Genomic DNA, 25,816 nt, shown 5'->3' with positions numbered 1-25,816 from the left:
GAGCGTAGTGGTGAAAATGGGTATCTTAGATAAATTAAATAACTTCGCAACTAAGTGTGCTGAAGGTGCTTCTAAACTTGAAGAAAAAACAGGAAAACTGGCTGAAAATGCTAAAAACTATGCTGAGGAAGAAAGAGTTAAGGATTTTTATAAAATTAAAGCTCAACTGATTGAAATCAATAAAAAGCAGAAAGAAGCAGGTATAGAAGAAACAACAATTTTTGATTTCTTTAAAGACCGTCCAGAATATGCAGATTTATTAGAGTTGGAACGAAATAAACAGAATTAAATTTTTTAATTCAACTAGGAACGAATAGAAATTCATTGAATTTCTATTCGTTTTATGAGTTTTAAGAAAGTTGCTTTTCAAAGAAATTTTTATATACGTTGCTTGTATCTAAATCAATAATATATAAGTTATTTGCTGCTCTTGTCAGTCCAGCATAAACAATTTCTGAACTATCATTTGGTTGAATGATTAGGAAAGTAGTATCAGCTTCAAAACCCTTAAAGCTATGAGTTGTTGCAATTTTCGTTAAACCTGAATTAGCATTAAAATGTCTTTTTTTAAGTTTTCGAAATTCATCTAGTGCTTTTAATTTCTGCTTTGCTGCTTTTTTTATGTAGCCTGTTAATTTTTGGATTTCAGAGCGAATCTGGTGAATATCAGATGGATGACAAGCTTTTAGTTTTTCTTCCAATAGAGCTTTCTTCTTTAGGAAATTTTCAACGTTGCTATCAAACTTTTTTTGAATGATTTCATATTCAGAAGGTGTCTCAAAAGTGCTATCTGTGTTTTGAAATTTAAAATTATTCTGTAGATTTCTTAGGAAGTCGATTTTTGAAGAGAGAATAGCAATATCATTTGGACTTACATTTAACATTTTTAATGTTTGAGAAATAAAGCTATAGGTTGCATGAATACTATTTGACTGAGGGATTTGTAAATACTTTTTATCTGAAAATGAAAAAGCTAGGTTTTCAATAATGTCATGTTCTAATTGATCTGGATATTCTTTTAGAAAAGTATCTTTATATGCATTACATAGATCAGCAAAGGCTTTATCATCTTGTCTATGTGAGATTTTTAAATTTTTCCAATGACCGAATCCACGTGTAACAGGATAGTCCTGCTTATTGATTAGTCTATTATAAATATTTTGATTTTGATCACCAAATAACACAATCTCCCCATCTTCTGCTAAGAAATTGGAAATTATGATTTCTAACCACTCTACTTCAAAATCTTGAACTTCATCAATAAAAATAGTTTGGTACTTTATTGGCTTTTCATTAGCCTCTTTAAACAGATCTGTTTTAAATACTCTTTCAAAAAAATCCTCTAAAACTAGTTTTTCATCTCTAGCTTTTTTTTCAATTTCAAATAAGTCTTTGCTTGATAGACCAATAATTTCAGCATTTGATTTTTCATGAAAGTCTAAGTCAAGAATCTCACTATTTTCAAAGTTTTCTAGATCCTCATCTTTATCACCTGAAGCTGGAAAAGGAATGCCTAAATTGTTGAGTTGAGATTTAAAAAAATAGTGATAATTGCTTATTTCAATTGATTTATTATCAAACTCTAGTTCATTGAAACGGAATGCTTTTTTAATTTTATCACGTATTAAGTTTCGAAGTGCTAAGTTATATGTCAATACAAGTACAGTACTATTGTGTCGTTTAAACGCACGAGCAGTTTTTTCTGCTAGTAAAGTTGTTTTTCCACTGCCAGCAACACCTCGAATTTTCATTTTTGTATTTGGAATACTATCTAGTAACTTATTTTGATACTTATCAAAAGTATAGTAATGACCTTGTTCTTCAATGTGCTTGGGTGGTAGTAAAATTTTAGTAAAATCATCGTAAATATGATCTTGAAATATTGGATTTTTTTTAAGACTATTTATTTTTTTAATTAAACTAAAGATATTGTCTTGAGCAAACGTATTAAATCTGTCCCGTTCTAGTTGGTATTTTTTTGAACTATATCTTTGCTCATTTGCTGAATTTATAAGTTGTTTTGCTTCACTGATAGGACGGTCATAGAGTGAAGATAATCTATCTTTTGTTATAGTATGTAAATATACAAAGCATTGAATCGTTTTATAAAAGTTAGAATTTAATATATTTGCAAACCCTAATGAAGGTATATGGAGTTCAAATAAATGGGACTTATATTTGAATGCTTGTTGCATTGGTGCACTTGTTCTTATTTTTGGATTATGAGTGGTGCGCCAATGATTATTTTTATCAATAAAATAATTTGACATATCCCAGTCTTTGACTTCAATAATAATTGCGCCATGTCCTTTTTTTAAAATCAAGAAGTCGGGGCGATCTCCATCAAGATAAGGATTGAAATAAACATCAAATGTGTCATCTAATTCTTGTGCCAGTTTATTTAAAAGAAATGATTCACCTTCAGTTGGTTTGACTGTGAGTTGATCAATAATTTCTAAACTTGGGAAAAAATTAGCCATTTGAATATTTCTTTAGTGTAAATTATTAATATATAACATTTATTTAAATTTTTATCAATTGTTGAGCTGGTTTGAAAATGTGGTCGAACATCTAAAAATACTATAAAATACTAGCCAATTTTGCTTTTGCAAATTTAACTCGCTTCACCAGAACCTATTTATTCTAAGGTTTTGAAAAATAGGAAATATTTATGAGTAATCAGTTTTCTGCACTTGTTTCTAAACTTAAGGAAATCTTTCAGATCAATCGACCTGATTTGGATTTTGGAGTTTATCGCATTTTAAATGCACGTAGTGCCGAAATTGCTGAGTTTTTGGATAAGCGTTTAAAAGCCAAAGTTGAACAATACCTTGGCGAAGCAAAGTCGAGTCTTGATGAAAATGTTTTAAAAGAATTAGAAGTAGAGCTGAAGTCTGAATTTGGTAAACGTGCTTTTAATGAGCAAGGTGAGCTTATTGATCAGGAAGCAATTGAAAGTGCATTAGGTCAAAAATATATTGCTTTAACACAAGCTGATGCACATGAAATGACAGATCAGTCACAAGTGTATAGTCATTTGCTGACTTTTTTTAGTCGTTATTATGATGAAGGCGATTTCATTAGCCAACGTCGCTATAAAGGTGATACTTACGCTATTCCTTACTCAGGTGAGGAAGTCATGTTGCATTGGGCAAATAAAGACCAGTACTACACGAAGTCTGGTGAGATGTTTAGCAACTATCGTTTTAAACTGAATGATGAGCGTTCAGTTTTATTTCGTTTGGTGAGTGCAGATACAGCTCGTGAAAACCGTAAAGATAATGATAAAGATCGTCGTTTTATTATTGTGACAGAACCTAAAACTTTTACTCGAATAGATGAAGAGGGTGAAGAGTTTGAAGAAACTATTGTTCCATTCTCTATTCAAAATAATGAGCTAACAATTCTTTTCGAGTATGCAACTTTGCCTAAAGGCTCGAAGCAAGAAGCACTAAATAATGAATCGCATAATAAAATTTTGAAAGCAAATGTTCTAACGGCTGATTGGTTAAATGATTTAGCTCAACCTGCACCCACTGAAAAAGAACCAAAACGGACAGTGTTGCAAAAGCACTTAAGTACTTATACCCAGAAAAATACAGCGGATTATTTTATTCATAAAGACTTAGGTACGTTCTTGCGACATGAACTTGATTTTTATATTAAAAATGAAGTGATGCATTTAGATGATGTCGTGAGTACCGATCAATTTATTCAGATTGAACGCCAGCTTAGTATTATCAAATGTTTGCGTCAAATTGGTTTAGAGATTATTAGTTTCTTGGCTTCGCTCGAAGACTTTCAGAAAAAGTTGTGGTTAAAGAAAAAGTTTGTAGTGAGTGCTGAATACTGCATTACTTTAGATCGAGTGGATGAGTCTTTATATGCTGACATTGCTGAGAATGAAGTTCAGTGGCAACAATGGGAAGATTTAGGCTTTAAAGGTACAGATACAGGTTGGGGAACGGTTGATTATTTAAAACAGCATCAAGCCTTAATGGTGGATACGTCACTATTTAGCTTAGAGTTTAAAGCAAAGCTTTTACAAAAAATTGATGACTTAGATGCTCAAACTGACGGTTTGATTATTCATGGCGATAATTTTCAAGCTATGAATTTAATTAAAGAAAAATATAATTCTAAAGTTTCAGTAGTCCATATTGACCCTCCTTACAATACCGAAACAAGTGGTTTTTTGTACAAGAATTCATTTAAATCTTCAAGTTGGTTAGCGATGATGGAAAATAGAATTTCTATTTCTTCAAAGTTAACGGTAGAGGATGTGGTTTATTTGGTCCACATAGATGAAAATCAATATGAAAACCTTTCAAAATTATTGAGCTCAACTTTTGCAGAAGATCTTGGAACTCTTATTTGGGATAAAGGATCACCAGTGACGGGTGCGAATGGTTTAGCATATCAGCATGAATACATTTGTTGTTATGCAAATATTCAAAAACCTTTAAAAATTAAAAAAGAAAATTTAAAGGAGATGATAGAAAAATCAATAAAAATATTTTCTATGTCAAAAGATTTAGAAGAAATTAATAAAAAATGGCGTGAATGGTTGCGAGGTAATAAAAAGCTATCACCTGCTGAAAATATTTATAATTCAATTGATAATAAATGTAGAATTTTTCGTTCTGCTGATATGACAGCAACTGATTTTAGAACTAATGAGAAGTTTCATATTCCTTTAATTCATCCAATTACAAATAAAGCATGCCCAGTACCTAAAAATGGTTGGAGGTATACTCCAGAATCTTTAAAAAAATTGTTAGATGATGATGTCATTTTATTTGGTGAAGATGAAAGTAAAATTCCTAGGAAGAAAGTATTCTTAACTGATAATCCAGATAATCAAATGTCATCAATACTGCGGAGTGGATATAGAGGTAAACCTGAATTAGATAGATTAGGGGTAATTTTCCCATTTGCTCATTCAACAGCATTTTATAAAATACTTATTGATTTAAATGACAAACAGGATCTGATATTAGATTATTTTGGTGGCTCTGGTACATCTGCACATGCAGTAATTGAATTAAATAGAGAAGATGATGGGTTGCGAAAATATATTCTGGTAGAGCAGGGAGAATATTTTAATACGGTATTAAAACCACGTATCCAAAAAGTCATTTATTCAGCAGATTGGAAAGATGGTAAACCAACCAATCCTGAGTCTGGTATTAGTCACTGCTTAAAAGTTGTGAAACTGGAAAGTTATGAGGACACTTTAAATAACTTGGAGTTGGTACGTAAAGGCGCACAGCAAACTCTTTTAGCAGATCAACAAGCTTCAACGAAACCAGAAGATCAACAAGCCTATAACGATTATTTAATGCACTACATGCTTGAACTAGAAAGCAAAGATTCATTGCTTAATGTGAAAGACTTCCTTAAGCCATTTAGTTATCAAATGAATATTACAACCGATAGCGCAGGTGCGTTTGAACGTAAAAATATTGACTTGGTTGAAACCTTTAACTATCTCATTGGACTAAATGTTCAAGAAGCAGATTATCAGTTAGACAAAGGCTATGTGCAAATCACAGGTAAACTACGTACAGGTGAATACACGACAGTTTTGTGGCGTGACTGTGAAAAGATTGGCTATGCAGAGCTCGATCAATTACTTGCAAAACTTAAAATTAATCCAAACGATGGCGAGTACCGGTTGATTTATATCAACGGTGATCACAACGTAGCAAGCAAATATACCACCAAAGAGGGTGAAGAAAAGCAACTCAAGGTCCGTTCAATTGAACAAATCTTCTTAAAAAATATGTTTGAGGAGTAATGCACTGTGGCAAAGGCTCCTAAAGCAAAAACGAAAGCGATTAAAGTCAATTTCCACGAGCAATTGATTTTAAATAAATGGTTGTGGTCGAAGTTTAATCCGAATCGTTTGGAAGGCATGAAACAACAGCTTGATTATCCTCAGTTTGAGGGAATTGAGCATGAAGGTGATAATGCAGGGCAAACGAAATTCTTTAGTGTGATCAGCAATACTTTGTTTAACAAACAGGTTGTAGATATTGATGTTCTACGTCGCTATGACTTAAACATTGTGAAGCACTGGCAAAAGATCACTGAAAAACGTAATGAAATAGAAGGGCATGTTTTAAATCTAAAATATTTCCAATACCTTTCATTGCTGTTTACAGAACTGTATTTAGATCAATATTTTAATCATCAAGCGGACATGCTCAATGAGCTGAATGTTGAACTTGAACAATATAATGATGACCAGAAAATTGATGCAGATCAATTTCAGCAGTATTTGCCTGAAGACCTAAATAAAATTGGTTATTGGAATGCAACAGGTAGCGGTAAAACACTGCTCATGCATGTCAATATTTTGCAGTATTTAGACTATTTCCAACATCAAAATGGCGACAGCACTTATCCAGACCAAATCATTTTACTTACACCGAATGAAGGTTTGAGTGAACAACATTTGCAAGAACTTACTGACTCAGGTTTTCAAGCGACCTTGTTTGATAAACAGAAGAGTCGAAATAGCTTGTATCGTGATGAAATTCAAATCATCGATATGAATAAGCTGAGTGATAGCGATGGTGATAAAACCGTTGCGACGATGAGCTTGGAAGGCAAGAATCTGGTTCTGATCGACGAAGGGCACCGTGGTACGAGTAGTAGCGCAGGTGCTTGGATGGAGCGACGAGATATTCTTACTAAAGATGGTTTTAGTTTTGAGTACTCGGCTACCTTTGGTCAAGCTGTAAGTAAGGCAGACAACGTTTATAAACGCTTTGAAGATGCAAAAAAACAGAAAGCCAAAATGCTGTATGGTGTAGCGATTAATAAGCTGACTGAAGAACAGAAAAAAAATATTCAGCTTGATGAATTAGAACAGCAAAAATATCGTCGGGAAGCACTACGAGAAGTCTATGCTAAAAGTATTTTGTTTGATTATTCATACAAATATTTCTATGCAGATGGCTATGGTAAAGAAGTCAATATTCTGAACATGAAAGAATATCATGAAGATGATGAGCGCAATCTATATCTTACAGCTTGCCTACTTTCATTTTACCAACAACAGTATTTGTTTAAAAAGAATCAGGCAAAACTTGCCAAGTTTAATATTGAAAAACCACTGTGGGTATTTGTCGGAAATAAAGTCAATGATGATGACTCTGATATTTTAGCCATTGTGAAAATCTTGGCTGACTTTTTAGATGCCTCTCGTAAGAGCAAGGTGATTGGTTGGCTGCATGACTTAATTACTAATACATCTCGTTTGGTTGATCCTAAAGGAAACAATATTTTTGCCAATCGATTTGCACCTTTACATGGTCAAAATGCAACTGATCTTTACCAAGATATTTTAAAAAGCTTTTTTAATGCTACAACCAATCAACGTTTGAATGTAGTACGCATTACAGCGAATAAAGGTGAGTTGCGTTTACAGGTGGGGGAATGTACTCCTTTTGCTGTTATTAATGTCGGTGATGAAAAAGGCTTATACGATAACTGTGATGAATCGAGCAAAACACATTATTTAAATGCGCGTACTGATGATTTTGCGGAGTCATTATTTCCGACATTAAATAATGATGATAGTGAAACACATCTTCTGATTGGTTCACGTAAATTTACTGAGGGGTGGAGTAGCTGGCGTGTCTCGACCATGGGCTTATTGAACATGGGTTCAGGTGAAGGTGCTCAGATTATTCAGCTCTTTGGTCGTGGCGTACGTTTAAAAGGTGAGAACTTCTCTTTAAAACGAACACCAAGAGAAATTTATAGTAAGGCTGAATATAAAGGTCTGCATTTAGATTTGATGCAAACTATTAATATTTTTGGTTTACGTGCTGACTACATGGAAAAATTCCGTGACTACTTGAATGATGAAGGTATTATCCTAAATCAGGATTTGGTCACATTAGATTTTCCAACCAATAAGATTAAAGCACCTCGCTTAAAAACACTGACTTTAAAAGATGGCTATAAAGATAATCAAGCCAAGGGTTTTAAGGCTCAGTCCAAACTTTCGATGTTTAAAATTCCAAAACAATACGAAGGTAAAATCAAAAAACCTTTTGTTGTTTTAGATTTATACCCTCGATTACAAGCATTTCATACGGATAAGTCAAAACGTCAAACAGATATTAAAGACAAGCGTCAAGAGCATGAGATTTCACCAAAAATCATGTGTATGTTTGATTTTGATGAAATTTACTTGCATCTTCAACAGTATAAATTCCAGCGTGGATATAGCAACTTACAGTTGAATGTTGATGACTTACAAGAGTTTTGTTTGAGAGAAATTAAGACATCAACAGAAGACTGGTACAAACTTTTGGTTGACTCATCTGAATTAACCAATGACGTGAGTGGAATTAAGAAACAGCAAGCGATACTAACTGAGTTGTTACAGTCCTATATGGATAAGTTCTATCATGCGATTAAAAATGCCTATGAAGGGCAGTTCTATGAAGTGACAGAATTTAGCCTTGAGGATAAAGATTTACCTGTACAACTTTGTGAGCAATATACCCTTACTGCTAAAGACGGTCAAAATAACGAAGCTCAAGAAGTATTTGACCGATTAGAAACTTTGAAAGATTTAGTTGCCAAAGGTGACGTGGATAAATTAGCACCTTGGAAAGAAGATGGTAGCTTTAGGGCGATTACGTTTGATCGTCATTTGTTCTATCCGTTGTTGGATAAGAAGGATGAAAGTCTGCCATTTACATGGTCGCCAATGTTATTTGACTACACTAGTCATACACAAAGTAGTGAAGTAAAGTTTGTTCTGGATTTGCAAAGTTATATTAATACTCCAACTGCTGATGAATTGCTTAGGGGTTATGAACTTTACTTATTACGAAATGCGGATAATAAATATCGTGGATTAGGTTTTGCTTTGGCAGGTAACTTTTACCCAGACTTTTTATTGTGGCTAGTGAATAAAGAGACAGGACAACAATATTTAACTTTGGTAGATCCCAAAGGTATTCGAAACATGAATCATGACGATGCCAAAATTGAGTTTTATAAAGAGATTAAAAATATTGAGTCTAAGCTTGAGCATCCTGACTTAATATTAAACAGTTTTATTTTGTCCGTTACACCAATGAAAGATATTTTGAATAACTCACTTTCTGAAGCAGAATTTGCAGAGAAAAATGTTTTATTTATGGTAGGGAATGGAACGGCTTATCTTGAGCAGATGTTAAAAAAGATACTCCAACCATAGGCTGGAGTATCTTCCTTATATTGTGATTTTTTAAAATTAAATGAATTAGATACTAATTTTTCGGGGGTAGTGATGTCAGGACAATATGAAAAGCCTTTAACGATAAAAGAGGCTGTAAATGCTATTCAATCAAATGATTTTTTGTTACCTGCAATTCAAAGAAAATTTGTATGGACAAGTAATCAAATTAGTCAGTTATTTGATTCAGTCCTAAGAGGGTATCCTATAAATTCGTTTATGATGTGGGAAATTACTGATTCTGAAATTAAAAAAAATTATAAGTTTTATGAATTTTTAACAAAGTATTGTCAGCGATTTAATGAAGAAAACCCTCATATTGAAATAAATGCGAGTAGTAAAAATTTTAAGGCAATTATTGATGGTCAGCAAAGATTGACATCATTATATATTGGTTTATGTAGTACTTATGCTTATAAACAACCAAGAGTATGGTGGCCGACAGCATATGATGAAAGTGTTCTACCACCACGTAAATTGTATCTAGATTTATCTCAACCTTTGGAGGATGATGAATCAATGATGCACTATAACTTTAAGTTTCTAACAGATACCCAGTTTAAACAATTGAATAGCACAGATGTTAAAAACTGGTTATGTCTACATGACGTACTGAATATGCCAAATGTAGACCTAGCGGATGCTATATTAAAAGTTGTATTTCCAGAATTAGCGCGCAGAAATTTATCTACAAACAGCTTTGCTTCAGAAACACTTTTAAAGTTATATATGGCTGTTCATAAAGAACAATTGATCCATTATTTTAATGAAAAGAGCCAAGAAGTTGATCATGTATTAGATGTCTTTATTCGGACAAATAGTGGTGGTACAAAATTAGCTTTCTCAGATTTGTTAATGTCTATTGCAGTAGCAAATTGGAATGGTGACTTTAGAAAAGAAATTGAAAATTTAACAAATTGGATTTATCAGTCACAAGATTTAGGTTTTTATATCGAACGGGATTGGATATTAAAAACAGCATTAATGTTGATTGATGAAGATGTTCGTTTTAAAGTAAAAAACTTTACTACTGAAAGAGTTCAACAAATCCAAACTCAATGGGAGCAGATTAAAGACTGTATAAAAGAAACTTTTAAATTGATTAGAAAGTTTGGGGTGAATGCTCAATCCTTAACATCTAAAAATGCTGTAATACCAATCTGCTATTATTTGTATCAAAAACGTGATGAATTTGGTCATCCATTGTATTTGACTATTAACGACTTATCTAAGCAAATAGAGCAGAGAGAAAAAATTAGTCAATGGTTCTATATGGTGCTTTTAAAAGGTGTATTTGGTGGTCAAGCTGATTCAATTATTTCAAGTATGCGAAGAGTTATAAGAACTAATTTATTAGATCCATTGTTTCCATTGGAAAAAATTATCAAAGCTTATGAAGCTACAAATAAAGATTTGCGTTTTGATGATACATATATTGAGAATATGCTGAATATTCAATATGGTGAAGTTCGTTGTAGAACAGTGTTACATTTACTTTTTCCGGAGTTAAAAGCAACAGAAATTTTCCATATAGATCATTTGCATCCTCAAACACTGTTTGCCAAGAAAAATCTAGTAAACCAGGGAGATTTTACTGATGAACAAATAGCATTTTATGTTAATGCTAACCATTGGAATTCGATTGCTAATTTACACTTATTAAATGATTCATTAAATCTTTCAAAAAATTCTCAGCCTTTAGAAAGTTGGATCAAAAATAATACGTGTGGTTTTTCAAATAAAGATTTACTTATCGATGATACTATTTCACTTGGTTTTACAGACTTTGAAGACTTCTATAAAGCTAGAAGACAGGCATTGAAGCAAAGGTTTGTTGAAAGAGTTTATATTCAGGATGCTCAGAAAGAGACCAAGTCAGTTGATTTGGATCTTGATAATTTTGATGATCTAGAAGTGGATGATGACCTATTAATTGCTTAGCTTTCAAATTTGATTACTTAATTGTAGTAGCTCAAACCTAATCAGACAGTTCCCTATTTTTTTGTGTGCCTGTCTAGTTAAATATGATTCTAAAATGGAATTTACACTAGTAGAACTATTATGAAATACCAACCGCCTTATACCATCACATCTAAAATCATTCATCTGATTGCACAGATCAGTGAAAATATAGGGCGCTTGACTGTTTTAGAGGAAATTCAAGATAGCCTGAAACTAAGGAAAGCCAATCGTATTCGCACAATTCAAGGTTCACTTGCGATTGAAGGAAATACTTTAAGCACTGAGCAAATCACGGCGATCCTAAATGGTAAGACCGTAATTGCACCTCCGAAAGAAGTACAGGAAGTTCGTAACGCAATCAAAGCCTATGAAGCTTTTCAGCAGTGGCAACCAAGCCAAGAATCAGACTTATTACAAGCGCATCAAATTTTAATGACAGGCTTGATTGATGAAGTCGGTCAATATCGTCATGGTGGTGTTGGTGTGATGTCAGGTGATCGAGTGGTGCATATGGCTCCACCTGCGAATCAGATTAACCGTTTGATGGCTGATTTACTTGATTGGTTGAATGACAGCGATATACATCCACTGATTCAAAGCTCAGTCTTCCACTATGAGTTTGAGTTTATCCATCCATTTGCAGATGGTAATGGCCGAATGGGAAGGCTATGGCAAACTTTAATATTAAGCAGATGGAATCCAATCTTTGCAAATATTCCCGTTGAAAGCCTGATTTATCAAAATCAAAAAGCCTACTATCAGGCTTTGCAAGCCAGTACTGATCGAACAGACTCAGCCTCATTTATAGAATTCATCTTGCAGATGATTTTAGATGCCATTCTTAGTTCAACGGATACCGCTCAAGATAGCGACCATGTTACCGCTCAAGCTGACGTACATGCTCATCTAGAAATGAGCGACCAAGTTCAGCGTTTAATTTCGGCAATGAAGCAAGAAGATTATACTTTGGCTGAATTGATGCAATTGATTGGATTAACTCATCGAGCAACGTTCCAAAAGAATTACTTGAATCCTGCTATAGATGCTGGCTTGATTGAGCGTACTATTCCAGATAAGCCGAAAAGTCCGAAGCAAAGCTATAGGTTGAAAAAATAATTTGAATTGTGGATAAATCAAGACCTATCAACAATCAGTAAAATCCTATTCAAATCTGATACAATATTGCCAATTTTAGAATCCCTATTTTTTTCAGCTTAGGTACATATTTAGAAATGTGTACATAACTGTGTACATATTGTAGATTTCCCTTATGTTTAAAGATCAATTAGCTAGAGAAGTAAAGGCTCGTAGGACTTTTGCTATTATTTCCCACCCCGATGCCGGTAAAACCACCATGACAGAAAAACTGTTGTTATGGGGTAAAGCGATTCAGGTTGCAGGGATGGTAAAAAGCCGTAAATCTGACCGTGCAGCTACATCTGACTGGATGGAAATGGAAAAAGAACGTGGTATTTCGATCACCACGTCTGTTATGCAGTTCCCATATAAAGGTCACACGATTAACTTACTCGATACACCGGGGCACGAAGACTTCTCGGAAGATACTTATCGTACGCTTACCGCGGTTGACTCTGCACTCATGGTAATTGACGGTGCAAAAGGTGTCGAAGAGCGTACCATCAAATTGATGGAAGTGTGTCGTATGCGTGACACACCAATTATTTCTTTCGTCAACAAAATGGACCGCGAAATTCGTGAGCCACTTGAGTTGTTAGACGAAATCGAAAACGTTTTAAACATTCGTTGTGTACCAATTACATGGCCACTTGGTATGGGTCGTGACTTTGCTGGTGTATACAATATTCTTGAAAATAAATTGTATGTGTACAAAGCAGGTTTTGGTTCAACGATTACAGATATTGAAGTGCGTGATGGTTATGACCATGCCGATATTCGTGAAAAAGTAGGTGAGTTAGCTTGGGCTTCATTTGAAGAGTCGCTTGAGCTTGTACAAATGGCAAATGAGCCATTAGACCGCGAACTTTTCTTACAAGGTAAACAAACACCTGTTCTATTTGGTACAGCATTAGGTAACTTTGGTGTTGACCACGTTCTAGATGCATTTATGCACTGGGCACCTGAACCTAAAGCTCACCCAACGCAAGAGCGTGTGGTTGAAGCGAAAGAAGAAGGTTTCTCTGGTTTTGTATTTAAAATCCAAGCCAACATGGACCCTAAACACCGTGACCGTATTGCGTTCATGCGTATTTGTTCAGGTAAATACGAGAAAGGCTTGAAAATGAACCACGTGCGTATTGGTAAAGAAGTCCGCATTAGTGATGCATTGACTTTCTTGGCTGGTGAGCGTGAGCATTTAGAAGAAGCATGGCCGGGCGATATTATTGGTTTACATAACCACGGTACAATTCAGATTGGTGATACTTTCACTAGTGGCGAAAACTTGCACTTCACTGGTATTCCACACTTCGCGCCAGAAATGTTCCGCCGTGTACGTTTGAAAGACCCATTAAAGTCAAAACAGTTGCAAAAAGGTTTGAAAGAGTTGTCTGAAGAAGGTGCAACTCAGGTGTTTATGCCGCAAATTAGCAATGATTTGATTGTGGGTGCAGTTGGTGTGCTTCAGTTCGACGTTGTTGCTTACCGCTTGAAAGAAGAATATAAAGTTGACTGTGTTTACGAGCCGGTAAGTGTAAATACTGTGCGTTGGATTCATTGTGATGATGACAAGATTCTTAATGAGTTCAAGAAAAAAGCACACGACCAGCTTTCAATTGATGGTGGCGGTCACTTGACGTATCTTGCTCCAAGCCGAGTGAACTTGCAGATTATGCAAGAGCGTTGGCCTGACATTCAGTTCCGTAACACTCGTGAACACTAATCATGTAAACATAACAAACAGCTTCGAATAGAAGCTGTTTTGTTTTGAAAAATAAGAAAGGATGATGAAATGAATTTGAGTAAAAAAGCAATTATTGCGCTTGTAGTTGCAGCCATAGCATTAATTTCTGCTATTTCTGTATTTGTCTGGAAGGGTACTCAGTCCTCATCATCCTCTCAAAAAAATGTAGCTTCTGCTAAAGATCACTCTGCTGAGAAAGCAGAGGTACTACCTTATTTAAATTTGACCGAAACTAAAGCGAATTATGCAGTGCCTTTTTGTGAAAAGAAAAACTGTATTGATGTCGATATTCAAACGATAAAAACTCAAGATACTTGGTTAAATAGCTGGATTGAAAAAAATCAGGCGAAAGTCATTCAGACTCAAATTGATTTGAAAAAAGATTTGAGCTTGCAACAAGCAGTAGATGCTTACGTCAAAAAGTCTGATGAATGGCAAGATAAATATTCTAAAAATCGTGCCTATGAGTTACACATTCATACGCGCATTGCTTCGCAGCGTAATCAGTATGTTTTGTTGCAATTAGGGTTGGACAGTAAACAGGAAGAAGTCACGATAAAAGATCGTTATTATTTTTTTGTGGCTGATCGTAAATTGCATAAAAGTTTAACTTTGCTTGATGTACTTCAAAAAGACCAACAAACCACTGTGCATCAAATCGTGCAAACTGCTTATCAAGACTGGCTCAAAAAGCAAAGCGCTGACGTCAAAAAAGACGCCCCAAAAACCTTATATTGGGGACAAGCAGACTGGTTCTTTGATGGTGAAGGTGTAGGTTTGCATTATCAGGCAAATCAGATTACCAAAGATGCTCCTCAGCTCGATATTTATTTAACGACAGAGCAAACTAAAAAAATATTACAATCTCAGGTTTATGAACAAATGTTCTAAGTTGGTAGCAGAATTTGCAACCTACTTATAGATGCGCTAACTTCATATCAGTTATGCATAATCTTCTCAGAATAAAGGCAAAATATGATGTTAACTTCTAAGGCCTCGTTCCGTTTAACGCTACTTGCTTCTGCGTTATTTTTAGTGGCATGTCAGCCTAAAAGTGATCCTAAAGAATCGGAAGATCAGCAAAAACCCGCAGTGGTTGAGCAAAAGCCTGTAGAGCTGACTTTAAAAGGGGAAACAGTTCCTAGTAAGGTGATTTTGCCAGACTGTAGTGGTAAAACTTGCCCAGACTTTAGAGTAGAGCGCCTGCAAAGTAACTATCCTTTCATTGATAAGATTATTGACCAACAAGTTTTAAAAGCACTTGGTCAGATTCTTGAAATTGCGAAGCCAGATCAAAAAGCAGGAAAAACTGATAAAAATACAGAGGCCTCTGCAGTTGCTGCTGCTAATCAACAAGATAGTTTTGATGTTGAAGTTCAGCGCTATGCAAATTCATTTGTTGGCTTAGACAACGAATTAAAAGCGCTAAGTAATAATCATCAAATTAACCTTTTAGTGAAACCTAAAATTATACAGTCACAAGGTAAAGTGGTAACCGTTGTCGTCAATAGCAGTAGCTATTTAGGGGGTGCACATGGTTCGGCAGCGCAGCAATATTATAATTTTGATTTAAAAGAACAAAAGCACATTAAACTTGAAGACTTATTACGCCCGCAGAAAAAAGCCGCTTTAGAAAAGTTAGCACATGAAGTATTTAAAGCTTGGGTAACCGACTCAAAGCTTGCCAATAGTGTGAGTGAATATGAACAAGCTTGGCCATTTAAACTTACCGAGAACTTCTTGTTAGGTGATCAGGGCTTGATTCTTCAATATGGTGAGTACGAAATTGGGCCTTACGTAGTTGGGTTGCCTCGTTTAGTCATTCCATATGACCAATTACAAGATGTGTTGAAAGAAGAATATTTGCCACAGCCTAAAGCCAAACCAGCTTCGGCTCCCGTTGCAAAAAGTGCTAACTAATGCGTTTGTTTGATACCCATACCCATTTTGATGTTGCCGATTTTGATGAAGATCGGCAACAGTTAGCACTCGATGCTAAAAAAGTGGGTGTAGATGCTTTGGTGTTAATTGGCTTTTTGCAGTCACGCTTTGATGAATTATTGCAAACCCATCACCAGCTTAAGCAGTGGGATAATGTACCGACTTCTTATTTAGCACCGGGGTTGCATCCATTTTATATCGAGCAGCACAGGTCAGAGCATCTTTCTCATCTTGAACAAATTTTACAGCAAGAAGAGTGTGTAGCCGTAGGTGAAATTGGCTTAGATACTTTCTTGAAAGAACATAAGCAGCCCGATATATATGCTAAGCAAAAGCAGTATTTTGCTGACCAGTTAGAACTGGCAACGCAATATCAAAAACCAGTGCTGCTTCATATTCGAAAGGCGCATGGAGATGTGCTTGCATTATTAAAAGCCCATAAATTTAAACTCGGTGGAATTGCTCATGCCTTTAGTGGTGGTGTAGAAGAGGCAAAAGGGTTAATTAAACTCGGTTTTAAAATTGGTGTAACGGGGCAAGTGACTAACCCAAATGCGAAAAAGCTTCATACCGTTGTGCAAGCTATAGGTACCGAGCATTTGGTAATAGAAACGGACTGCCCGGATATGACACCACTTTGCTGTCAAACCTCTGCTGAGCAGCGTACTCGCAATACGCCTGTAAACTTACCGTTTGTACTCAAAAGTTTGGCCGAAAATTTAAATATGGCTGAGTCAGATTTAGCCGAAAAACTGTGGAAAAACTCTCTATCTGCTTTGAAATTATCGTAATAAAAATCAAAGATTAAAAATATTAACTAAAACAAAACACAGCGATTAGAAAAGAAGCTTAAAGTAAGAAAACAACATGTAAAAACGTGAAAAATAACATTGCCAGACATGGGAGGATAACCCAATGGCTAAGTATAGCAATATCAATAGTTTTAATGCTCTACAGACGCTAACAGTAGGTTCCAGCAATTATCAGATTTTTAGCTTAAGCCAAGCCGAGAAAAAGCTAGGTGACATTGCCAAACTGCCGAAATCATTAAAAGTACTGTTGGAAAACTTATTAAGGTTTGAAGATCAGCATAGCGTTAAAACCGAACACATTCATGCTTTAGCAGAGTGGTTAAAAACCCGTAGTTCAGATCAAGAAATTCAGTACCGACCTGCACGGGTTTTAATGCAGGATTTTACTGGTGTTCCGGCTGTGGTTGACTTGGCTGCCATGCGTGCAGCAATGGCACAAGCGGGTGGAGACCCAGAAAAAATTAATCCGTTATCGCCTGTAGACTTAGTCATTGACCACTCTGTGATGGTTGACCATTTTGCCGATGATCAGGCTTTTGAAGAAAACGTTCAAATTGAAATGCAACGTAATGGCGAGCGATATCAATTTTTGCGTTGGGGACAATCTGCATTTAATAACTTTAGTGTCGTGCCTCCGGGTACGGGTATTTGTCATCAGGTCAATTTAGAATATTTAGCTCAAGCAGTATGGCTCGGTGAAGATAATGGCCAAACTTTTGCTTTCCCTGACACCTTGGTCGGTACAGACTCGCATACCACGATGATTAATGGTTTGGGTGTATTGGGTTGGGGCGTTGGTGGTATTGAAGCAGAAGCTGCCATGCTAGGCCAACCTATTTCTATGCTTATTCCTGAGGTGATTGGTTTTAAACTCACAGGCAAATTACAAGAAGGGATTACAGCGACCGACTTGGTGCTCACTATTACTCAAATGCTTCGCCAAAAAGGTGTGGTGGGTAAATTTGTAGAATTTTATGGAGACGGTTTAGCCGACTTACCACTTGCTGACCGTGCAACTATTGCCAATATGGCACCTGAATATGGTGCGACTTGTGGTTTCTTCCCAATCGATGAAGTGACTTTGGGGTATTTGAAATTAACTGGTCGTCAAAGTGACCGTATTGAATTGGTTGAAGCGTACAGCAAAGCGCAAGGCTTATGGCGTAATGCTGGCGATGAACCAGTTTTCACCGATACGTTAAGTTTAGATATGAGTACGGTTCAGGCAAGTCTAGCTGGTCCAAAACGCCCACAAGACCGTGTATTGTTGTCAGAAGTGCCTAAAACATTTAATGCCTTAATGGAGTTAAATCTAAAGCCCGTAAAAGAAGCTAAAGAGCGTTTGGAAAATGAAGGCGGTGGTGGTACGGCTGTACAAGCGACCAAAGCCAATATTCAGCATGAAAGCCCGTCTTGTGTAATTGATGGAGAAAAGTATCCTTTAAATCATGGCGATGTCGTTATTTCAGCAATTACTTCATGTACCAATACTTCTAATCCAAGTGTCATGCTGGCAGCAGGTCTACTTGCTAAAAAAGCCATTGAAAAAGGCTTGCAGCGTAAACCATGGGTAAAAAGTTCACTTGCACCTGGCTCTAAAGTCGTGACGGACTATTTGTTGGCTGCTGGGCTTACGCCATATTTAGATGAGTTGGGCTATAACTTGGTGGGTTATGGTTGTACAACATGTATTGGTAACTCAGGTCCTCTACCTGAGCCTATTGAAGATGCAATTCAGTGCCATGATTTAAACGTAGCATCTGTACTTTCGGGTAACCGTAACTTTGAAGGGCGTGTACACCCATTAGTTAAAACAAACTGGCTTGCTTCGCCACCTTTGGTAGTTGCTTACGGTTTAGTTGGTAATATTCGTACCGACTTAACGACGCAACCCATCGGGGAAGGTAAAGATGGACAACCTGTTTACTTAAAAGATATCTGGCCAAGCCAAGCAGAAATTGATGAAGTGCTGCAAAAAGTAAATACTGACATGTTCCACAAAGAATATGCTGCAGTATTTGATGGCGATGAAAGTTGGCAAGCGATTCAGATTCCAAAAAGTAAAACTTACGAATGGGCTGATGACTCGACTTATATTCGCCATCCGCCGTTCTTTGAAGGGATTGGTGAACCGCCAAAACCGATTAAAAATATTGAACAGGCACGTATTTTGGCAGTGCTAGGTGATTCGGTAACCACCGACCATATTTCGCCAGCAGGTAATATCAAAAAAGACAGTCCGGCAGGCCGATATTTACAAGAGCAAGGTGTTGAGCCAAAAGACTTCAACTCTTATGGTTCGCGACGTGGTAATCATGAAGTCATGATGCGAGGTACCTTTGCCAACATTCGTATTAAAAACGAAATGCTCGGTGGTGAAGAAGGCGGTAATACTATTCATGTACCAAGTGGTGAGAAGCTTGCCATTTATGATGCAGCAATGCGTTATCAACAAGAGCATACGCCGCTTGTGATTATTGCTGGTAAAGAATATGGAACGGGTTCTTCACGTGACTGGGCTGCCAAAGGTACGAACTTATTAGGCGTAAAAGCCGTGATTGCCGAAAGTTTTGAACGTATTCACCGTTCAAACTTGGTGGGTATGGGCGTGTTGCCACTCCAGTTTGTTGATGGACAAACCAGACAGTCCCTCAATTTAACTGGTCATGAGGTTATTTCAATTCGTGGTTTATCGGATGGTATTCAACCCCATGAAATTCTAGAAGTTGATGTGAAAGGGCCAAATGGAGTAGCCAGCCACTTTAATGTGTTATGCCGAATTGATACGTTAAATGAGGTTGAGTACTTTAAGGCGGGTGGTATTTTGCATTATGTACTACGGAATTTGATTGCTGGTTAATTTAGCTAAGTTTGCATAGCCTTGTAATGAGGGTGCTTTGGCTAATGTTGACTATATAGGCATATCCTTACTTTTTAAGGATAAAAAGTAACAAAAATCCTTTGTTGGGCTGACGGTATATCCTTATACCGCAGCCCAACTGGGCGGCATCCTTGCCGCCTGTCACAGTAATAAATGAAGGACTAAATCCTAAATGTTCTTATATATGATGTTATAAAGTTTTCTTTGATCTGAAATACACTTTCGTCTGAAAAGCAGTAAAATACTCTCCGTGTTTTATATCCCCTCAAAGAGCAGCAATGACCGATCTCCAACAAGATGAATATGACCGCCGTTTTGCAGGTGTAGCCAAAATTTATGGTGATTCATCGTTCCAGCACTATGAAAAAAGTCATGTGATGGTGATTGGTATTGGTGGGGTCGGCAGTTGGGCGGTAGAGGCTTTAGCGCGTACTGGTATTGGCGAGATCACGCTGGTAGATATGGACGTGGTTGCGGCATCAAATGTAAACCGTCAGCTACCTGCAATGACATCAACTCTGGGCTGTGAAAAAGTTGAAATTATGGCTGAGCGTTGTCGCCAAATTAACCCACGTATTAAAGTTAATATTATTGATGACTTCTTAACACCTGAAAATGTCACAGAGCTTTTAAACCCTGTACCAGACATTGTTTTGGACTGCATCGATGATGTTAAAGCAAAACTGGCTTTAATGCTGCATTGTCGTTTTAATAAAATACCTTTGATTGTTTCAGGTGGGGCTGGTGGTAAGCTTGATCCACTTAAAATTCGTGTGGCTGATTTATCAAAAACAGAACAAGACCCAATGTTAGCGAAGCTACGTAGTCAACTTCGTGCTCGCGGCATCTGCAAAAAGCCAAAAGAGAAATTTGGTATTACCTGTGTTTATTCAACTGATAATCCATTTTCTAGTGCAGACGTCTGCCCATCAGCTGGCCTCCGCTGTGGTGGTTATGGTTCCGCAGTAGTGGTGACTTCAAGTTTTGCCATGATTGCTGTGGCTGAAGTTTTGAAAAAGCTCGATTTAAAGAAAGCCTAATTTAAATATTGAAAAGGCATGCTCTTATGTTGGAGAGCATGCCTTTTGTTTTTGAGAAAAACGATTTAATCATATAGCTCTATAGTGTCGTGTTTGGGCTGTGTTGGAAGCTGCTGATCGTAAAATTTAAAACACCATAAAAGTAGAACAACGACAGTAAAGATGGTGAAACCTTTAAAATACTTCATGAATAATTCAATCAAGTGAGTGGTCTTGATAAAATTCTAGCGAAGGCAATCTATCTAATCTAATATAGAAAATAGACCTAATAATCTAATTTTGAGATGGTGATGCTCACATTAAAACAATTCCAATATTTTATAAAAATTGTAGAAGAAGGGAGTTTTACTGCTGCTTCAGAAAAGCTCTTTATTGCTCAGTCTGCTTTAAGTCGACAAATGAAGCTATTAGAAGAAGAAATTGACTTTCAGCTATTTGATCGCACTGATAAGAAAGTAAAGCTTACAACGGCAGGAGAGGTTTTCTATAAAAAAATAAAAAATAATATGCACTATTTAAATGAAATCATTGGAGTTTCTAAGAATATTGCTGAAGGAAAAAATCGCCAGATTAAAATTGCTCACTCGAGCAGTATTATTATGGATGAGAGAAAGATTCATATATTAAAAGAAATTAGCTTAGCTAATCATATAAATTTTGAGATAAATACTTTGTCGTCTGAGCATCAAATTCTAGCTTTAATGAGTGGAGAAATTGATATTGGTTTTATTCGGCCGCCCGTTCGGCACACCTTAGAAGACATGAATGTTTTTAAATTATATGAAGAGCCTTTAATGGTAGCTGTCCATATTGATCATTCTAAGTTTACTAAAGAAGAAAAGGTTTATTTAAAAGACTTAAAAAATGAGCATTTTGTAGCTACACCTTATGCGGAAAGAGGGGGCTTAAGTTATTTGGTGGCAAATCTGTGTCTAGCTGCAGGATTTACTCCACAAAAAGCCCCAATTCAGTCTCGTAAGGTTTCGCAGCTACAATTGGTTTCTGCAAATTTGGGAATTAGTATTGTTCCCCAAGAGTTTGAGAAAATATTGCCCCATCAGGTCAAGCTATTACCTTTGGCAGATTATTTGTCACTTTCAGAAGTTCAGTTGGTCTATAGAAAAGATCATGATGAAATGATTCAACGCTGTGCCGAGCAAATTCATCAAATGTTTTATCTTAAAAATGAATTAGCCTAATCTGTAGTAAGTATAAGTAACGCTATCATCTTTATAGACGTCATAACTGCTTTGTTTAAAGTCAGAAACCCATTCACTACCTGTGTAACCAGCAATATGCCCATAAACGTGATTGCGGGTTCTATGAATGATGTAAATATCGCCTTCTTGTGGCTCATCAAAAGCTGGATCAATTTCTTTATAGCCAATCTTTTTCAGGGTATCACCCCAATCAGATGCTGCAATTGGATGGTTTTCAACATCGGCACCAGCAGACTCAAGTGCAAGACGAATGCTACGTGCACAACGAGCTTTACTGCGTCTAGAGGTAACACTTTCTAATTTTGCTACGAATTTTTCTACATCTATGGCTGGAGGGGTGTTGCTTTCAGTGCGGTGATTATTGGGTTTCATGGTGAAGGGATAAGGAAGGCTTGGTGTGCTGTGTGATACAACAATCGCTGCCTGATTTGAATCCTGATACATATAGTTATCAGCTACTTGTCCGTCATAAATAATCATCGTGAAATCTCTACCCGTACTACCTATATCCGTATTTAGAAAATCACCACCTACCTGTGGCGTTCAGAGATACTAATTGCCCAAACTTAAAAGTTTTGTTTATGTTATGTAATAACGTATCTTTTTTCCAGTTTTTATTTCTGACTGAGAAAAAAAGCCTACTTAAAAGGGTGGCTAAAAGCAGTGAAATTTAATTACTTGATATTATTCATTTTAAATAATTAATCAGAGCTTAAATTTGAATATTTTGAGCCGACATTTGCGAATATACTCAAAATCTAAGTCTCTGATTTAAAATGCCACATTTTCTTACAATTTAAGGGCGCTGAGCGCGCTTAAACCTGATGCTCTTTTACATATTCTTCAGTACGAATGATGGCAGCTTGCATGTTTCGAATTGCATTCTCTACATCAGCTAAAGTTTTCGCATTTCCACCGCTCAATGCCTGACGCCATTTACGGGCACCCGGTAAGTTTTGAAATAAACCTAAAATATGACGGGTAATGATAGAGAGTGGTGCACCCTCAGCCATACGTTGCTCAATATAAGGCAGCATTTGTTCCATAATATCGAAACGGTCTGGTGCTTCTAAGTTCCATAGTTGGCCGAGCTCAGCAAGTAAGTAAGGGTTGTGATAGGCTTCACGGCCAATCATCACGCCGTCAACGTGTTGTAAATGAGCTTGAGTTTCGGCAAAAGTTTTAATTCCACCATTAATTTCAATAGTTAGATGTGGGCGTTCTTGCTTTAAACGGTAAACATCTTCATAGCGTAGAGGTGGTACTTCGCGGTTTTCTTTCGGAGACAAACCTTTCAATATGGCAATACGGGCATGGACGACAAAGTGCGTGCAGCCCGTTGCCGCAACAGTATCTACAAAGTGCAGCATTTCTTCATAAGACTGCATGTCATCAATACCGATACGGTGCTTTACCGTTACTGGAATATTCACCGCTTTTTGCATGCTATGAATACATTCAGCGACCAAGTCTGGTTCAGCCATTAAACATGCACCGATTTTATTATTCTGTACACGGTCACTTGGGCAACCTACATTCAGGTTGACTTCGTCATAGCCCCAGTCTTCAGCCATTTTTGTACAAGTGGTAAGTTCTTGTGGGTTTGAACCACCGAGTTGCAGTACGATTGGGTGTTCTTGAGCGTTATAGTCCAAGTGGCGTTTTGTATCGCCAAATAAAATCGCGCCTGTCGTTACCATTTCGGTATACAGCACAACGTTTGGGTTAAACAACCTTGCAAAGAATCGGTAATCCTTTGTAGTCCAGTCCATCATTGGGGCAACTGAAATACGAGGTTGTAACGATTGAAGTGATTGCATAATCAATAGACCCAAAAGTCGCTAAATTAAAGAAAGGGCAGCATTATACGGGGTTTAGCCTTGAATCGACAGAGGCTTTTAGCCGTATAATTTATAACCGACCTTGAGTTGGGGATAGAAAGATGATTTTTAACAAGTTAGGTTATGACTGAGCCAGCTGCTTTTTTTGTAAGAAAGCATCAAATTAGCTAATAGTTAATCGAAAGCCAAACTTATAGTATTAGTATGTAAGTTCAAAGAATAGAACTTATTTCTAAAAATAGATTTTATATAAATAATCAATCGCTTATCTAAATATATACTCATTAGGATAATTTATATATTCAAAACTGAATCATAGGCTTATAAAACAGTATTTAGACATTACTAGATGGGATAGGGTGTATTCATATTTTAGTAATTAATTTCTCTAAACTTTAATTAAAAATCTAAAAAAATCCAAAGTTTTGATAAATGTAAGCAGCATAAATTTAAGTAATTGTGTAATATAAAGACCTTTATGTCTATTTTCTAATTTAAATTTAAGAATTATATGGTTGAGATCGAGTTGCAGCATGGGGTTGTTGGGGTAAAAGATTGATTCAATTAATACAAATTTTAATGATTCATTTGGCTTATTTGATTAATAGAATTGAGTTAAACCAGACGAAATTATTTTATTCAATATAAATAAGGCTACTTATCTGCCATATAAATATGCTTGGAAGCGCACCACATTGTGCTAGGTCATGCAAATTATTGAGTAGGTTAAAAAGATTCAGCTAAAAATATAAATTAAGACACGGGGAAATTCATGCAACAACTCATTACAGGTGCAAATCTCACTTTGAGCTGCCCGCAATTTGTTTTGAAAGTTAAAACAATATTACCTTCTGATATTGGTTTAGATGTGACTGCATATCTATTAAATTCTCAAGGGAAAGTTCGTGGTGATGCGGATATGATCTTTTATGGTCAAAAGCAAACACTAAACAGGAGTATAGAATTAATTGAAACTACAAATGACCGATCTTATGTAGGCCAATTTAATATTAATACACAACTATTAGATCTTGATATTAATAAGTTTGCTGTATGTGCTACGGTCGATAGTCACGGTGCACTTAATACAATTCAAGATATTGAAATTGAATTATGGGAAAAGGGGCAGCTCACTGCTACAGCGATTGTAAAAAGCGCTGACAAAAAAGAAAAAGCACTCATTTTAGGTGAAGTTTATCGTTATAAAGATCAATGGAAATTCCGTTTTGTGAATCAAGGATTTAATGGTGGACTAAAACCATTATCTGAATATTTTGGGGTTGAAATTAGCGATCAACCTATTATTCCTGTTTTAGACACTCTGCCTAAAACTCCATCAGTCCCTCAATCCAAAATTAATTTAAATAAAATTACGCTAGATAAGCGTAATAGCCAGATTAGTTTACAAAAACAAGATCAAGACTTTGGTGAAATTAAAATTAATCTCAATTGGAATCAACGTCCTCAGCAGACTCAATCGGGTGGATTCTTTAAAAAGTTACTTAACCAAAATCAGGGAATTGACTTAGATTTAGGCTGTTTATTTGAGATGAAAAATGGACATAAATCAGTTATTCAAGCCTTGGGTAGTCAATTTGGTGATTTTGATAGTTTTCCATTTATTAAATTATCTGCTGATGACCGTACTGGCGCATTAAAAGAAGGTGAGTGGCTCAGGATTAATGGTAAACAGTGGCAACAGATTCATCGCGTAGTGTTATTTGCTTTTATTTATGAAGGTGTGCCGAATTGGGCAGAAACAGATGCTGTCGTGACAATTTATGTACCTGATCAGCCTCCTATAGAAGTTCGTTTGTCAGAAGGGCAACCTTTAGGTATGTGCGGGATTGTTGAGTTAGTAAATAAAGGCGGAAGTATTCAAGTTCAGCGTCATGTCCGTTACGTGCGTGGACATCGAGAACTAGACCAAGCATTTGGTTTTGGAATGCGTTGGGTTGCTGGTAGTAAATAAAATTTATCTATTTGTAAGT

Annotated in this window: 17 protein-coding genes; 13 read left to right on the top strand and 4 right to left on the bottom strand. The window is 36.2% G+C overall.

Annotated elements, in window-relative coordinates:
• Positions 1 to 16: 16 nt before the first annotated feature.
• The gene (locus ACLCEG_RS12345) at positions 17 to 289 is read left to right on the top strand and encodes a hypothetical protein (RefSeq protein WP_114161257.1); all 273 of its coding nucleotides are present in this window, start codon (positions 17 to 19) and stop codon (positions 287 to 289) included.
• A gap of 61 nt (positions 290 to 350) precedes the next feature.
• Here ACLCEG_RS12345 and ACLCEG_RS12340 read toward each other — a convergent pair whose 3' ends face one another.
• Complete coding sequence (locus tag ACLCEG_RS12340) at positions 351 to 2,480, bottom strand: nuclease-related domain-containing DEAD/DEAH box helicase (RefSeq protein ID WP_114161259.1); 2,130 nt, start codon at positions 2,478 to 2,480, stop codon at positions 351 to 353.
• Positions 2,481 to 2,671: 191 nt separating this feature from the next.
• Here ACLCEG_RS12340 and ACLCEG_RS12335 point away from each other — a divergent pair, with 191 nt between their 5' ends.
• From ACLCEG_RS12335 to ACLCEG_RS12290, 10 genes are all read left to right on the top strand, one after another.
• Entirely contained in the window at positions 2,672 to 5,800 is a 3,129-nt protein-coding gene (locus ACLCEG_RS12335) for a site-specific DNA-methyltransferase (protein WP_284885223.1), read from the top strand.
• Between the two features lie 6 nt (positions 5,801 to 5,806).
• Positions 5,807 to 9,229 carry a DEAD/DEAH box helicase family protein gene (locus ACLCEG_RS12330; RefSeq protein WP_284885224.1) on the top strand — a complete coding sequence of 1,141 codons (3,423 nt, stop codon included), beginning with the start codon at positions 5,807 to 5,809 and terminating at the stop codon, positions 9,227 to 9,229.
• 72 nt (positions 9,230 to 9,301) lie between these two features.
• Positions 9,302 to 11,188 carry a DUF262 domain-containing protein gene (locus ACLCEG_RS12325; RefSeq protein ID WP_114161528.1) on the top strand — a complete coding sequence of 629 codons (1,887 nt, stop codon included), beginning with the start codon at positions 9,302 to 9,304 and terminating at the stop codon, positions 11,186 to 11,188.
• 120 nt (positions 11,189 to 11,308) lie between these two features.
• Positions 11,309 to 12,325, top strand: coding sequence for a Fic family protein (locus ACLCEG_RS12320; protein WP_284885226.1), 1,017 nt, complete (start codon positions 11,309 to 11,311; stop codon positions 12,323 to 12,325).
• 154 nt (positions 12,326 to 12,479) lie between these two features.
• Positions 12,480 to 14,069, top strand: coding sequence for a peptide chain release factor 3 (locus ACLCEG_RS12315; RefSeq protein ID WP_039254880.1), 1,590 nt, complete (start codon positions 12,480 to 12,482; stop codon positions 14,067 to 14,069).
• Positions 14,070 to 14,138: 69 nt separating this feature from the next.
• Positions 14,139 to 14,981, top strand: coding sequence for a hypothetical protein (locus tag ACLCEG_RS12310; protein WP_410567730.1), 843 nt, complete (start codon positions 14,139 to 14,141; stop codon positions 14,979 to 14,981).
• Positions 14,982 to 15,068: 87 nt separating this feature from the next.
• Complete coding sequence (locus tag ACLCEG_RS12305) at positions 15,069 to 16,010, top strand: RsiV family protein (RefSeq protein ID WP_348884119.1); 942 nt, start codon at positions 15,069 to 15,071, stop codon at positions 16,008 to 16,010.
• On the top strand, positions 16,010 to 16,822 hold the full coding sequence (locus tag ACLCEG_RS12300; RefSeq protein WP_410567727.1) for a TatD family hydrolase: 813 nt from the start codon (positions 16,010 to 16,012) through the stop codon (positions 16,820 to 16,822). The genes ACLCEG_RS12305 and ACLCEG_RS12300 overlap by 1 nt, the downstream gene beginning before the upstream one ends.
• A gap of 124 nt (positions 16,823 to 16,946) precedes the next feature.
• Positions 16,947 to 19,703: an aconitate hydratase AcnA gene (acnA, locus tag ACLCEG_RS12295; RefSeq protein ID WP_410567725.1), complete on the top strand. Its 2,757-nt coding sequence runs from the start codon at positions 16,947 to 16,949 to the stop codon at positions 19,701 to 19,703.
• Positions 19,704 to 20,002: 299 nt separating this feature from the next.
• The gene (locus ACLCEG_RS12290; RefSeq protein ID WP_019458103.1) at positions 20,003 to 20,764 is read left to right on the top strand and encodes a ThiF family adenylyltransferase; all 762 of its coding nucleotides are present in this window, start codon (positions 20,003 to 20,005) and stop codon (positions 20,762 to 20,764) included.
• Positions 20,765 to 20,843: 79 nt separating this feature from the next.
• Here the strand turns inward: ACLCEG_RS12290 and ACLCEG_RS12285 are convergent, their stop codons facing one another.
• On the bottom strand, positions 20,844 to 20,915 hold the full coding sequence (locus ACLCEG_RS12285; protein ID WP_223848716.1) for a hypothetical protein: 72 nt from the start codon (positions 20,913 to 20,915) through the stop codon (positions 20,844 to 20,846).
• A gap of 133 nt (positions 20,916 to 21,048) precedes the next feature.
• On the opposite strand from ACLCEG_RS12285, the gene ACLCEG_RS12280 reads away from it, so the two are divergent.
• On the top strand, positions 21,049 to 21,963 hold the full coding sequence (locus tag ACLCEG_RS12280) for a LysR family transcriptional regulator (protein WP_410567722.1): 915 nt from the start codon (positions 21,049 to 21,051) through the stop codon (positions 21,961 to 21,963).
• Here the strand turns inward: ACLCEG_RS12280 and ACLCEG_RS12275 are convergent.
• Together ACLCEG_RS12275 and dusA are read right to left on the bottom strand one after the other, a co-directional pair.
• Positions 21,955 to 22,464, bottom strand: a complete 510-nt coding sequence (locus tag ACLCEG_RS12275) for a hypothetical protein (protein WP_004698691.1) — start codon at positions 22,462 to 22,464, stop codon at positions 21,955 to 21,957. The genes ACLCEG_RS12280 and ACLCEG_RS12275 overlap by 9 nt on opposite strands.
• A 335-nt stretch (positions 22,465 to 22,799) precedes the next feature.
• On the bottom strand, positions 22,800 to 23,804 hold the full coding sequence (gene dusA, locus ACLCEG_RS12270; protein WP_410567720.1) for a tRNA dihydrouridine(20/20a) synthase DusA: 1,005 nt from the start codon (positions 23,802 to 23,804) through the stop codon (positions 22,800 to 22,802).
• Between the two features lie 793 nt (positions 23,805 to 24,597).
• Between dusA and ACLCEG_RS12265 the strand changes: the two genes are divergently transcribed.
• Complete coding sequence (locus ACLCEG_RS12265) at positions 24,598 to 25,797, top strand: TerD family protein (RefSeq protein WP_410567718.1); 1,200 nt, start codon at positions 24,598 to 24,600, stop codon at positions 25,795 to 25,797.
• Positions 25,798 to 25,816: the final 19 nt, after the last annotated feature.

It is taken from the genome of Acinetobacter sp. H1(2024) (assembly GCF_046557555.1).
In the GTDB taxonomy this organism is placed as follows: Bacteria; Pseudomonadota; Gammaproteobacteria; order Pseudomonadales; family Moraxellaceae; genus Acinetobacter; species Acinetobacter seifertii.
The sequence above is the reverse complement of the archived record's forward strand: the minus strand, read 5'-3'. Positions and strand labels throughout refer to the sequence as shown.

Excerpts from the sequence above, each read along its gene's own strand:
- ACLCEG_RS12345 (WP_114161257.1), top strand. The coding sequence starts at position 17 with ATGGGTATCTTAGATAAATTAAATAACTTCGCAACTAAGTGTGCTGAA.
- ACLCEG_RS12340 (WP_114161259.1), bottom strand. The coding sequence starts at position 2,480 with ATGGCTAATTTTTTCCCAAGTTTAGAAATTATTGATCAACTCACAGTC.
- ACLCEG_RS12335 (WP_284885223.1), top strand. The coding sequence starts at position 2,672 with ATGAGTAATCAGTTTTCTGCACTTGTTTCTAAACTTAAGGAAATCTTT.
- ACLCEG_RS12325 (WP_114161528.1), top strand. The coding sequence starts at position 9,302 with ATGTCAGGACAATATGAAAAGCCTTTAACGATAAAAGAGGCTGTAAAT.
- ACLCEG_RS12320 (WP_284885226.1), top strand. The coding sequence starts at position 11,309 with ATGAAATACCAACCGCCTTATACCATCACATCTAAAATCATTCATCTG.
- ACLCEG_RS12315 (WP_039254880.1), top strand. The coding sequence starts at position 12,480 with ATGTTTAAAGATCAATTAGCTAGAGAAGTAAAGGCTCGTAGGACTTTT.
- ACLCEG_RS12310 (WP_410567730.1), top strand. The coding sequence starts at position 14,139 with ATGAATTTGAGTAAAAAAGCAATTATTGCGCTTGTAGTTGCAGCCATA.
- ACLCEG_RS12305 (WP_348884119.1), top strand. The coding sequence starts at position 15,069 with ATGTTAACTTCTAAGGCCTCGTTCCGTTTAACGCTACTTGCTTCTGCG.
- ACLCEG_RS12300 (WP_410567727.1), top strand. The coding sequence starts at position 16,010 with ATGCGTTTGTTTGATACCCATACCCATTTTGATGTTGCCGATTTTGAT.
- acnA (WP_410567725.1), top strand. The coding sequence starts at position 16,947 with ATGGCTAAGTATAGCAATATCAATAGTTTTAATGCTCTACAGACGCTA.
- ACLCEG_RS12290 (WP_019458103.1), top strand. The coding sequence starts at position 20,003 with ATGACCGATCTCCAACAAGATGAATATGACCGCCGTTTTGCAGGTGTA.
- ACLCEG_RS12280 (WP_410567722.1), top strand. The coding sequence starts at position 21,049 with ATGGTGATGCTCACATTAAAACAATTCCAATATTTTATAAAAATTGTA.
- ACLCEG_RS12275 (WP_004698691.1), bottom strand. The coding sequence starts at position 22,464 with ATGATTATTTATGACGGACAAGTAGCTGATAACTATATGTATCAGGAT.
- dusA (WP_410567720.1), bottom strand. The coding sequence starts at position 23,804 with ATGCAATCACTTCAATCGTTACAACCTCGTATTTCAGTTGCCCCAATG.
- ACLCEG_RS12265 (WP_410567718.1), top strand. The coding sequence starts at position 24,598 with ATGCAACAACTCATTACAGGTGCAAATCTCACTTTGAGCTGCCCGCAA.